Genomic DNA, 12,004 nt, shown 5'->3' with positions numbered 1-12,004 from the left:
AGCAGATTGATGATGAATTTCCGCAGCAAGCGTTCGAGTCTGATTCGCGGCGTGTCGGCCGGGGCCTTTGCCGTCGCGCTGGTGGCGAGCACCGCCGCCTTCGCCCAGACGACCGGCACGCTCCAGGGCCGCGTCGATGGCGCGACGCCCGGCACCGCCGTCACGGTAACCGATACCGTCACCGGCCGCTCGACGACCGTGACAGTGGGTCCCGACGGTCGCTTCACCATCGTTGGCCTGCGTCCCAGCACCTATCGCGTCGAGGCCGAGGGGCAGGAGGCGCAGGACGTGTCGCTGCCGGTGGGCCAGACGGTGAATGTCGAGCTGGCGCCTCCGCCTCAGGCTGCCGCTGGCGAGGAAGTCGTCATCACCGCATCGCGCGCGCGCGCCGAAGTCCGCACCGCCACGATCGGAACGAGCGTGAGCCAGGCGCAGATCGAAAGCCTGCCGCAGAGCAGCCGCAACTTCCTGAACTTCGCCGCGCTTGCGCCCGGCGTCACGCTGTCGGCTGACGAGAACAACAAGCGCATCCAGGCGGGTGGCGTCAGCTCGAACAACGTCAACGTGTTCGTCGACGGCACCAGCCAGAAGAACCAGGTCGGTTTCGGCGGCGTCGCCGGCCAGAATTTCAGCCAGGGCAACCCGTTCCCGCAGTCCGCAATCCAGGAATTCCGCGTCGAGACGCAGAACTTCAAGGCGGAATATGAGAATGCGGGGTCTGCGATCATCACCGCGATCACCAAGACGGGTGGCGAGCGCTTCAGCGGCGGCGCATTCGGGAAATTCATCCCGAAATCCTTCTATGGCCGGCCGTTTTTTGACCGTCCGGGCGAGGCCAACAACCCCAATGGCGATCGCGAGAAGCCCGATTACAAGCGCTGGGAATTCGGCGCCGACCTCGGCGGCCCGATCATCCCGGGCGTGCTGCATTTCTTTGCGGCCTATGAAGGCCAGCGCAAGACGCAGCCGGGTATCGCGGTCAACCTGACCGATCCCAGCATCCCCGGGTCGATCGTGTCGGCCAACAGCGGCAGCTTCCCGGCCGACTTCAAGCAGGACCTGTATTTCGGCAAGCTGACGATGTTCGCGTCGGACCGTGACACGCTCAATGCCAGCTATTTCCTGCGTCAGGAATCGGACGTGCGCGACTATGGCGGCACCCGCCTGCGCGAGGGCGCGCGCGACATCGGCACCGAAACGAAGAATGCGCAGTTCGAATGGTCGCATCGCGGCGAGGGCTTCCTGAACGAGCTGACGCTCAGCTATTTCAAGAGCTTCACCGGCACCCCGACGATCAGCGACGGTCCCGAGTACAAGCTGCTTAACCCGTCGGGCGGCGAGGTGCTGATCGGCGGCGCCAATTCGTTCCAGCAGGCGAACGATCAGGAAAGCTACACGTTCAAGAACAACTTCACCTATACCGGCTGGGACCGGCATGTGGTGAAGGCGGGGTTCAAGGTGTCGATGAACACGCTGACCCGCATCGAGGACGCGTTCGCCAACGGATCGTACAGCTTCAACGCGGTCGGCTTCACTGGCTTCGAGTCGAGCACGCCGGTTCGCGCGACGATCTCGCTGTTGCCGCCGACGCCGATGGAGGCGGACAACGTCCAGGTCGGCCTGTTCATGCAGGATGACTGGACGATCGACGATCACTGGACCGTCAATCTCGGCCTGCGCTGGGATTATGAAAGCAACAATTTCAACAACAACTACCAGACCCCGTTCAAGGTCGCGAACGCACTGCGCAACTACCAGCCGTGGCAGGCCGCGGGCATCGATCCGGAGGATTACATCACCGACGGGACGCGGCGTAAGCCGTTCACCGGCGCATTCCAGCCGCGCATCGGTGTCTCCTACGACGTCAATGGCGACCGCGACCTGATCCTGTTCGCCGGTGCGGGGCGCTATTACGACCGCAACATCTTCTACCTCGCTTCGCTCGAGACGCTGTTCAACAACATCCGCAGCGATGCGACGGTGAATTTCTGCGGCGCCGCCGGCCTCCCGGCCTGCTCGGTCCCGGGCGGGAATACCGCGAACGGCGAATTGCAGTGGAATCCCGCCTATCGCGATCCGCAGACGCTCCGCGAGGCGGTTGGCCAGGCGGGTCTCAGCGGCGACATCTGGGTCATCAACAACGACGCCAAGGTGCCGTACACCGATCAGTTCACGCTGGGCGTGCGCAAGCGGCTGGGCGATATCCAGCTGTCCGCTTCGATCGCGCACAACCGCTCGCACGACGCATTCATCTTCGTGCGCGGCAATCGGCAGCCGGACGGCAACTACACGCCCGACGGCGACGGGTGGATCCGCGACAACTTCCCGGCAAGCGGCCGTCCGGCTGGCTATACCGGCCGCCTGAACATCGGCTCGAGCGAGGGTGAGGCACGCTATACCGCGCTCTACCTGACGGCGGACAAGACCTATACCAAGGCTTCGGGCTGGGGCGCCACGGCATCGCTCACCGTCTCGGACGCCAAGTCGAACCAGGCGATCGGGTTCGACGAGGGTCAGATGTTCAACGCCGGACGTCAGGACGCGTTCGGGTGGCAGCCGACCCGCGGACTGGAGCGCTGGCGCTTCGTCGCGACGGGCATCGGCGACTTGCCATTCGGCTTCCAGATCGCCGGCACGCTGACCCTGGCCTCGGGTCCGCGCTTCGGCAATGTCGATTTCAGCCGCACCCCGTCGCCCAACTGCGTTCAGGCGGACGGCGTGACGCCCGGCGGCTGCACCTACTATAACGATGCCGGCGTGTTCAGCCCGAAGGACGACATCGCCTACAAGAACCTCGATCTGCGGTTGGCGAAGACGTTCAAGATTCCCGGAATCGGGGGCGAACTGACCGCCGATTTCGAGGTGTTCAACGTCTTCGACTGGGTCAACCGCAACTATTCGACCTGGGGCGCGGGCAGCGGCGCCAATCCGCCGCTCGAGGAAAACTCGACCGTCGGCTATGCCCGCACTTTCCAGGCGGGCCTGAAGTACCGCTTCTAAGTCCCGGCGGGATTTTCGGGGAGGGAGGCGCTAAGCCTCTCTCCCCATTTCATTCCGGAGACCTGCCGATGAACCCCGCGCTCCACCGTTTCGGAACCGTCAATGCCCCCGTCGTCGTGGTCGACGGGATCACCGGCGACCCCGATGCGGTGGTGGATATCGCCGCAGCGCTCGCACCGTTTCCGTACAGCACCACCTATTATCCCGGGGTCCGGCGTATCCTGACGCCCGAGGATCGCGACGCGGTGGCGTATGTCGACCGCCTGCTCGAGGCTGCGGCGCCCTATATCGCCGGGGGGTTCGATACCGACGCGTTCGACCTGACCGAAGCCAGCTTCTCGATCGTCACCACGCCGCCGGCCGCGCTCAACCTGCCGCAGCGCATCCCGCATTTCGACTCGACCGATCCGGCCTATCTCGCGATCCTGCACTATCTGTCGGACGCGCCGGGCAGCGGCACCGCCTTCTATCGCCAGAACGCGACCGGGATCGAAGTGGTGAACGAGGAAAACCGCCCGCGCTTCATTGCCGCTTCCCGCGCGGCCAGCGTCGACCTCTCGGGCTATCTGGACGGCAGCAATGCCCATTTCGAGCAGATCGGTCGGGTAGACGCGGTGCGCGACCGCATCGTCATCTATCGCAGCAACCTGCTGCATTCGGGGATCATCCCGGCGGACCTGCCGCTCGACCCCCACCCGCGTCGCGGTCGCCTGACCGCAAATCTGTTCGTCCGCATCCGATAGGAGTTCCCCATGCGCAGCCTCGCCCTTCTCGCCGCCGCTACCGCCCTGATCGCGACGGGCAGCGCCGCACAGCAGGCCAAGCGCACCTACGCCAACCCGATCGACATCGATTACCGCTATAATTTCGAGCAGATCAACGAAGGCATCTCGTACCGCACCGGTGCCGACCCGGTGATCGTGCGGCACAAGGGCGCCTTCTACCTCTTCCAGACGCTCGCCGACGGCTATTGGCGCTCGACCAACCTGGTCGACTGGCAGTTCATCACCCCGAGCCGGTGGGAGAATGACAGCTTCGTCGCGCCCGCAGCCTGGTCGGACGGCGAGCGGCTTTACCTCATGCCCTCGATGATGGAGCCCGGCGCGATCTATGTCTCCGACGCGCCGGAGACGGGGAAGCTCGACTATCTCGTCCGGCGCATGCCGCGCCTGCCGGGTCAGGTGCGCCCGGGCGAGGAGGACAAGATGAAGCCGGGCGAGATTCCCCCCGGGCCGTGGGACCCCGCACTGTTCCTCGACGATGACGGGAAATGGTATCTCTATTGGGGTTCGTCCAACGTCTTCCCGCTCTACGGCATGGAGATCGAATTCACCGACGGGAAGCTGATCTACAAGGGCCGGGCGAAGGAGATGTTCAGGCTCCACCCCGAACGTCATGGCTGGGAACGCTTCGGCCAGGATCATTCGGGCGGGCTGCCCGACGGAACGGCGATCAAGCCGTTCATGGAGGGGGCCTGGATGACCAAGGTCGCCGGCACCTATTATCTTCAGTACGGCGCCCCCGGCACCGAATACAACGCGTACGCCAACGGCACCTACACCTCGAAATCGCCGCTTGGGCCGTGGGAATACGCGCCGTGGAACCCGGTCGCCTACAAGCCCGGCGGGTTCGTCGAGGGCGCGGGGCACGGATCGACGGTGCAGGACAATCACGGCAACTGGTGGAACACCGGCACGCCCTGGCTGGGCGCCAACTGGACGTTCGAGCGACGGATCAACATGTTCCCCACCCGGTTCGAGGCGGACGGGCAGATGTGGTCCTCATCGCGCTTCGGCGATTTCCCGCATTGGATGCCGGAAGGACCGGTCGCGGATATCGAGAAGCTCTTTACCGGCTGGATGCTGCTCTCCTATCGCAAGCAGCTGATCGCCTCCTCGACGCTGGGCGAGTATGACGCCAGCCGCGCGGCGGACGAAAATCCGCGCACCTTCTGGGTGGCAAAGAGCAAGGCGGCGGGCGAGACACTGACCATGGATCTCGGCGCGGCGAAGACGGTTCGCGCGATCCAGGTCAATTTCGCGGATTACAAGGCGGGGCGCTACGCCGACGCGCCCGACATCTATACCGAATTCGTGCTGGAAGGCTCGCTGGACGGCGAGCGCTGGACGAAGCTCGCCGAGACCGAAAAGCCCCGCCGCGACCGGCCCAATGCCTATTTCCAGCTCAAGGCACCGGCAAAGGTCCGCTACGTCCGCTATGTTCATGGCCATATCGGCGGCGCACATCTGGCGATCAACGACCTGCGCGTGTTCGGCAATGCCGATGGCACGGCGCCTGCGATGCCCGGCGCGGTGAAAGCGCTGCGGGAGAAGGACGCGCGCAATGCGCGGGTGACGTGGCGCAAGGTGCGCGGCGCGACCGGCTACAACGTCATGTGGGGCGTGCGGCCGGACCGGCTGACGCTGACGTATCAGGTCTTTGCCGACGAACTGGGCGGCGGGACCGACGCGAAGCTCGACCTGCGCGCGCTCAATGTCGGGGTCGGCTATTATGCCGCGGTCGAGGCGTTCAACGAAACCGGTGTTTCGGCCCGCAGCGCCCCGGTCGCGATCCGGTGATTCCGGCCGCCCCCGCCGCTCGGTGGCGGGGGCGGCAACCGGTCATCCCTGGGCCAGCCACCCGCCGGTGAACCCGGCGCGCTCCAGCCCCAGTCGGACCTCCGGCGACCGGCGCATGTGGCGCCAGACGAACTCGTCGCGATAATTGGCGGCCTGGGTCAGGATCGGCCCCTGGTCGATGCCGAGATAGTCGGTGCCGATCCAGCCATGCGCGCCGTTGATCCGGCCGACCTCCAGCTTCTTGTCGGTCCAGGTGAAGCTCGGGTTGATCGCATCGAGAAAGCCGTAGCGGTCGTAGAGACCCGGCCATTGGCGTAGCGCGTTGGCGGCGGTAATCACGATCTCCGGCGCGAACGGGAGCGAGCCGAGCGCCGCGGTCGGCGCGATCGTGCCGTCGTCGCGCTCGTCGGGCTGGCCCAGCGGACCACGCGCCGAATAGCCGAAGAACTGCCGGGTCTCCCCCTTGAATGTTAGCTGGTAGTTGCCCGGCCCGTCGCACGCGGTCAGGCCCCAGATGTCGCGCGAATAGCCCGCCCAGCCCATCGGGTTGGCCATGCAATAGGCGCGATTGGCATAGGTGGCGCGGCGGCTGTTCTCGAAATAGTCCATCTTCTCGGCGCGCATCACCGCATCCTGAATGCCGCGGAAGTCGATCCAGATATGGCTGTACTGGTGCCCGAACAGCGGCGCGAAGGCGAGATGCCGGGTCTCGCCCGATCCGCGCCAGAATTTGGGATAGGGCGCGGTCCAGGCCTGCCAGCTGTTTGCCGGAATCGGGTGCGTCGGAGAGGCGAGCGCGAGGATGTAGACGAACATCCCCTCGTTATACCCGTCCCAGTTGCGCTCGATCAGCCCGGTCTCGGGATGCCAGCCCATCGAAATCTGCGCGCGCCCGTCGCTGCGGAAGAAGTTCCAGTCGGCACGCGCGTAGATGTCGGCGGCGAGCTTGCGGATCTCCGCCTCGACCGGATCGTCGCCCGTGTAATATTGAGCGGCGAACAGCACCCCCATGAACAGGATCGTCGTATCGACGCTCGACAGCTCGACGGTCCTGAACCGCAGCCCGCGCTCCATGTCGATGAAATGGTAGAAGAACCCCTTGTGCCCCGCGGTCCAGCTCGCCGCCGGTCCTTGCGGAGCGTTCCAGAAGAAGCGCAGCGTGGTGCGGGTCAGTTCGGCGGCATCGGCGCGGCTGCACCAGCCACGCTCCACCCCGATCGGATAGCTGGTGAGCGCATAGCCGACCGACGCGATCGAGCAAAAGGACGGGGTGGGCCAGCGGTCGGGGACCAGCCCGTTCGAACGGTTCACCCGTTCCCAGAAAAAGTCGAAGGTGCGCTTCTCGAGATCGGCATACCAGTCCGGCAGCGCGGGCCTGGCCGCCCCCGCGCCCGACGCGAGCGTCGCTGCGCAGCCGGGGAGGAGCGCACCGGCGCCGGCCAGTGCGGGGGCCGCGAGCAGTGCGCGGCGGGTGGTCGGGATACGCATGAACTTCCTTTCGCTGTCGGGCCGCGATGCGTCAGTCCGCCGCGGCCGTGGTCGATCGCACCACCAGTTCGGCCTGGTGGCGCTCCGCGGCGCCATCGGCGCCCTTGCCTTCAAGAATGTCGATCAGCCGGGTGATCGCGCGCGCGCCCATCTCGGCGATCCGCACGCGCATCGTCGTCAGGCCGAGATAGCGGGCGAGCGGGACATCGTCGAAACCGGCCACCGCGATGCGCCCCGGCACGTCGACCCCGGCAGCGCGCAGCCCCTGCAGGCAGCCCAGCGCCATCATGTCGTTGGCGGCGAACACTGCGTCGCAGTCCAGTGCACCCGCGACGATCGCGCGCGCCGCCGCTTCGCCTGCCTCTTCGGTGAAATCGCCCGAAAGAAGGACGGGCTGGATCCCGCTCAGGTGCCGCGCGATGCTGACGCGAAACGCCGCGGCGCGCTCCTGCGCGTCGACATTGTCCTCCGGCCCGCCGATGAACACGATCCGTCGCCGGTTCGATTCGACCAGATGCGCGACCATCGCCTCGACCGCGCTGGCATTGTCCAGCCGCACGGTCGGGCCATCGGTCATGCCGGCGGGGCCGTTGATCAGCAGCGAGGGGAGGCCTGCGGGCAGGGACCGGCGCAGCATCGGTTCGCCCAGATGCGGAGCCATCACGATCAGCCCGTCCACGCGTCCGCGCATGGCGCGCAGCGCGTTGGCTGCCTGCTCGCTCTCGTCATGGATGTTGGACAACAGCATGACATAGCCGCGTTGCCCGGCCTCGCGGTCCATCCCGCGCACGAATTCGCTGAAGAACTCACCATGCAGGTCGGGCAGCACGACGCCGATCGCATGCGCGCGGGCGAGGCTGAGGCTGCGGGCGCCGGCATGGGGAACGTAGCCAAGTTCGGCGGCGGCCGCGAGAACGCGGTCACGGGTCTCTGCCCGCACATTGTCCAGGCCGTTGAGCGCGCGCGAGACGGACGCGATCGAAACCTGCGCGTGCCGTGCCACGTCCCGAATCGTCGCCTCGCTCATCGATCCTCTCTCCCCGTCTCGAAGAAAGCTTCTCCGACGGGTCTTTCGCGATTGCAAATTGCGTCGCCGGGCGGCATGTAACCGGTTACGGAACGCTGCGACAAGCCCCAAATCGGGCGCGGCGCCCGATCGCATTCCCCCGCGCCGCCACCGGCGCGATGCGTTCAGGAGAGGAAGAAGATGCTCGACACCCGGATTTCCCGCCGCGCGGCACTGATGGGCGCTGGCGCGATCGCGGCGTGGCTGCACAGCCCGGCGCGCGCGCTGATGACGCAGGCGGCGCAGGTCCCGGTTCCCGGGTTCGTCGATGCGCTCGTTTCGAAGATGACGCTGGCCGAAAAGGCGGGGCAGCTCAGCCTGATGGCCTCGGCGTGGGGCGGGAGCACCGCGATCAACCCGGCCAGCGGCTCGAACGCCAATTTCGACGAGCAGGTCGAGGAAGTCCGCAAGGGCATGATCACCGGCGTGTTCAACGGCAGCGGCACCAACATGTGCCGGATCATGCAGACGGCAGCGGTCAAGGAATCGCGGCTCAAGATCCCGCTGATCTTCGCCGCTGACATCATCCACGGCCACCGCACGATCTTCCCGGTTCCGGTGGGGGAGGCGGCGAGCTTCGAGCCCGCTATGGCCGAGAAGACCGCGCGCGCGGCATCCTATGAGGCGGCGGCGGCCGGCGTCGACTGGACCTTCGCGCCGATGGTCGACATCTCGCGCGACCAGCGCTGGGGCCGCACGATGGAAGGCGCGGGCGAGGACGTGTTGCTTGGCAACCTCTTCGCCGCGGCGCGCGTGCGCGGCTTCCAGGGGCCCGACCTCAAGGCAATCGACGCGATGATGGCCTGCGCCAAGCATTTCGCCGCCTATGGCGCGGCCGAGGCAGGGCTCGACTACAACACCGTCGACGTGTCCGAACGGACGCTGCGCGAAGTCTATTTCCCGCCCTTCCAGGCTGCGTTCAATGCCGGTGCCCCCTCGGCGATGGCATCGTTCAACGAGATTTCGGGCGTGCCCGCCACCGGCAACGAATGGCTGATGCGCACCGTGCTGCGCGACGAGTGGAAGTATGACGGCTTCGTCGTGTCCGACTATACCGGCGACATGGAGATGATCGCGCACGGCTTCGCCGCCGATGCGCGCGAGGCGACCAAGCTCGCCTTCATGGCCGGGGTCGACATGAGCATGACCAGCGGCTTCTACCGCGATCACCTGCCCGACCTGGTCGAAAAGGGCGAGGTGCCGATGGAGCGGCTCGACGCATCGGTGCGCAAGGTGCTGGCGATCAAGGCGAAGCTCGGCCTGTTCGAAAACCCCTTCCGCCGTATCGACGAGAAGCGCGAGGTGGCGCGCAGCCGCAACAAGACGACGATCGCGCTGTCGCGCGAGATGGCGAAGAAGTCGATCGTGCTGCTCAAGAATGAGGGCGACATCCTCCCGTTACGCAAGGGCGGGCAGAAGATCGCGATCATCGGCCCGTTCGCGGCCGGGCAGCACGACCTCAACGGTCCGTGGTGCGTCTATGGCGACAACAAGCTGGCGATCGACCTCGAGACCGGGATCCGCAACGCGCTTGGCAAGAGCGCCGACATCACCGTGGTCGAAGGGTCGGAAGTCGAGGCGCCGCTGGCCGGCGGGATCGAGGCGGCGGTGGCTGCCGCGAACGCCGCCGACGTCGTGCTGCTGGCGATCGGCGAGAGCGAGCGGATGTCGGGCGAGGCGCAGTCGCGCACCAGCATCACCGTCCCCGCACCGCAACAGGCGCTGGCCGAAGCGGTCGCCGCGACCGGCAAGCCGGTGATCGTGGTGCTCAAGAACGGTCGTGCGCTGGCGCTGGAGGGCGCGGTCAGGAACGCCCCCGCGATCCTCGTCACCTGGTTCCTGGGGTCGGAGAGCGGCAATGCCATCGCCGACGTGCTGTTCGGCGACTACAGCCCCTCGGGCCGCCTGCCGATCAGCTTCCCGCGCGAGCCGGGCCAGCAGCCCTTCTACTACAGCCACAAGCCGACCGGGCGCCCCAACCCCAGCGACGACAAGCTGGAGGAGTACAAGACGCACTATCGCTCGATCCCGAACTCGGCGCTCTATCCGTTCGGCCACGGCCTGACCTATGGCAAGATCGACTATGCCGGCCTCGCCCCGCAGGAGGGGACGTTGCCATGGGATGGTGAGATCGCGTTCACTGCGACGGTGACCAATCGCGGCACGCGCGCCGCCGAGGAAGTGGTCCAGCTCTATATCCGCGATCGCGCGGCGAGCATCACCCGGCCGGTGCGCGAGCTCAAGGCGTTCCGCAAGGTCGCGCTCGCACCCGGCGCGTCTGAGACGGTGCGCTTCGTCCTGCGCCGCAAGGACCTGATGTTCATCGGCCAGAAGCTCGAGCCGACGGCGGAGCCGGGCCTGTTCGACGTGTGGATCGCACCCTCCGCGCAGGCGCAGGGCGTCCATTCGACCTTCACCCTCGCCGCGGCCTGATCCGCCCGCGATCCCATCCCCGGCAGCGCCGGGGGTCCGGCACCGCTTCGCCTCCCCCTCCTCCCCGGGGCGGTGCCGGACGCTTCCGCGTCGGCGGAGGTCCTTAGCGGTCGAGGTCCTTCAGGATCCGGGCATGGGCGCCCCGCGCCAGCGGGTTGAGCGCCATCAGCACGCAGGACAGCGCGATGAAGCCGAGCGGCACCAATGCGATCGTCAGCCGCATCGCGAGCAGCGTGGCCTCGCTCTGCTGCACATTCGCGACATAGCCAGCCGATTCGAAACCCAGCCCCAGGATGGCAGTCGCCACGCCGATCGCGACGCGTTGCAGCAGCGCCGCCATCCCGAACACCGCGCCCTCCACGCGCAGCCCGCCGTGCCGCTCGCCATATTCGATCGTGTTGGGCAGCATCGCCCAGAACACGAAGTTGAGACCGACGATCATCGCCTGCATCGCCATCAGGAATGTCTGCATCACGCCTGCGCGATGGATGTCGAACAGCGCGAAGCCGGCAAGTCCGGCGATGGCCAGGCCGGACGCCAGAAACCACAGGCTGCGCGCCCCCAGCCTCCGGCGCAGCCACATCCACAAGGGTACGGATACCGCGCTGACCACGCTCATCGACGCAAGCGCAAGTTGCCCGCCGCTTTCGTCGTCGAGGAAATATTTGAAGTAATAGAGCACCGATTTGTTGAGGATCGTCACCGCAACGATCACAGTCATCATCGCCAGATTCAACGTTACGAAGGCGCGGTTGGTCGCGATGGCGCGTAGTGCGGCGAGTACCGGGACCGGCGCGCGCCGCTCGGGCACATCCGCTTCGTGATAGCTCAGCCCCACCCAGGCGAGGATAACCGCCCCGATCACGGCAAAGGCGAGCGCGGCCCCGAAATAGGCGTCGGCAGGGCTGCGCGCGCCGAACAGCGCGCGACCGATCGGCACGGTACCGAGCGCGACGACGATCGCAGCGAGCGTGCCCGCCAGCATCCGCATGCCCGCGACAAAGGCGCGATCGTTGCCGTCGCCGCTGACCCGGGCGCTCATCGCGAGATAGGGAACGTTGATGAAGGCATAGGCGGTGCGGAACAGGATATGCCCGATACAGACGCCGATCAGCCCCCAGACGCCCGGTGCGAGCGGCGGAAGATAGGCGAGCACGAATCCGGTGCCCAGCGGGATGCCGCCGATTGCGACCAGTCGGCCAAGACCCCCGCGCGGGTCGCGCCGGTCGGCGAGCAGGCCCGCCGCGAAATTGGCAATTCCGTCCCAGACCGCGGCCGCCATGAAGATCGTCGCCGCAATGCCCACGGGAAGGTCCAGCGCGTCGGTATAGTAGAACAGCAGGAAGAGCATCGCGCTCTGCCAGTAGAGATTGAACGCGAAGTCGCCGAAGGCGAACAGCGCGAGGCGCAGACGGGAGGGGCGGGGCGTATCGGTCAC

General features: G+C 66.6%; 7 protein-coding genes. 4 read left to right on the top strand and 3 right to left on the bottom strand.

What is annotated here, in order from left to right:
- The first annotated feature begins 9 nt into the window (after positions 1-9).
- The 3 genes from ABS767_RS03510 to ABS767_RS03500 all read left to right on the top strand — a co-directional run bounded on the left by ABS767_RS03510 (position 10) and on the right by ABS767_RS03500 (position 5,579).
- Positions 10-3,000: a TonB-dependent receptor gene (locus ABS767_RS03510; protein ID WP_408076978.1), complete on the top strand. Its 2,991-nt coding sequence runs from the start codon at positions 10-12 to the stop codon at positions 2,998-3,000.
- Positions 3,001-3,068: 68 nt separating this feature from the next.
- Entirely contained in the window at positions 3,069-3,743 is a 675-nt protein-coding gene (locus tag ABS767_RS03505; RefSeq protein ID WP_408076977.1) for a DUF6445 family protein, read from the top strand.
- A gap of 9 nt (positions 3,744-3,752) precedes the next feature.
- Positions 3,753-5,579, top strand: a complete 1,827-nt coding sequence (locus ABS767_RS03500; RefSeq protein WP_408076976.1) for a family 43 glycosylhydrolase — start codon at positions 3,753-3,755, stop codon at positions 5,577-5,579.
- Positions 5,580-5,621: 42 nt separating this feature from the next.
- Here ABS767_RS03500 and ABS767_RS03495 read toward each other — a convergent pair whose 3' ends face one another.
- Both ABS767_RS03495 and ABS767_RS03490 read right to left on the bottom strand, forming a co-directional pair.
- Complete coding sequence (locus tag ABS767_RS03495) at positions 5,622-7,067, bottom strand: glucoamylase family protein (RefSeq protein WP_408076975.1); 1,446 nt, start codon at positions 7,065-7,067, stop codon at positions 5,622-5,624.
- 31 nt (positions 7,068-7,098) lie between these two features.
- Positions 7,099-8,094, bottom strand: a complete 996-nt coding sequence (locus tag ABS767_RS03490) for a LacI family DNA-binding transcriptional regulator (RefSeq protein ID WP_408076974.1) — start codon at positions 8,092-8,094, stop codon at positions 7,099-7,101.
- A gap of 180 nt (positions 8,095-8,274) precedes the next feature.
- On the opposite strand from ABS767_RS03490, the gene ABS767_RS03485 reads away from it, so the two are divergent.
- Positions 8,275-10,566 carry a glycoside hydrolase family 3 N-terminal domain-containing protein gene (locus ABS767_RS03485; protein ID WP_408076973.1) on the top strand — a complete coding sequence of 764 codons (2,292 nt, stop codon included), beginning with the start codon at positions 8,275-8,277 and terminating at the stop codon, positions 10,564-10,566.
- A gap of 103 nt (positions 10,567-10,669) precedes the next feature.
- On the opposite strand, the gene ABS767_RS03480 is transcribed toward ABS767_RS03485, so the two are convergent.
- A complete protein-coding gene (locus ABS767_RS03480; protein ID WP_408076972.1) occupies positions 10,670-12,004 on the bottom strand; it encodes an MFS transporter in 1,335 nt (444 codons plus the stop codon).

This window comes from Sphingomonas plantiphila (genome assembly GCF_046000505.1).
GTDB classification, from domain to species: domain Bacteria; phylum Pseudomonadota; class Alphaproteobacteria; order Sphingomonadales; family Sphingomonadaceae; genus Sphingomonas; species Sphingomonas plantiphila.
The sequence above is the reverse complement of the archived record's forward strand: the minus strand, read 5'-3'. Positions and strand labels throughout refer to the sequence as shown.

Coding starts and splice junctions, on each gene's coding strand:
- ABS767_RS03495 (WP_408076975.1), bottom strand. CDS start 7,067: ATGCGTATCCCGACCACCCGCCGCGCACTGCTCGCGGCCCCCGCACTG.
- ABS767_RS03510 (WP_408076978.1), top strand. CDS start 10: ATGATGAATTTCCGCAGCAAGCGTTCGAGTCTGATTCGCGGCGTGTCG.
- ABS767_RS03485 (WP_408076973.1), top strand. CDS start 8,275: ATGCTCGACACCCGGATTTCCCGCCGCGCGGCACTGATGGGCGCTGGC.
- ABS767_RS03505 (WP_408076977.1), top strand. CDS start 3,069: ATGAACCCCGCGCTCCACCGTTTCGGAACCGTCAATGCCCCCGTCGTC.
- ABS767_RS03500 (WP_408076976.1), top strand. CDS start 3,753: ATGCGCAGCCTCGCCCTTCTCGCCGCCGCTACCGCCCTGATCGCGACG.
- ABS767_RS03490 (WP_408076974.1), bottom strand. CDS start 8,094: ATGAGCGAGGCGACGATTCGGGACGTGGCACGGCACGCGCAGGTTTCG.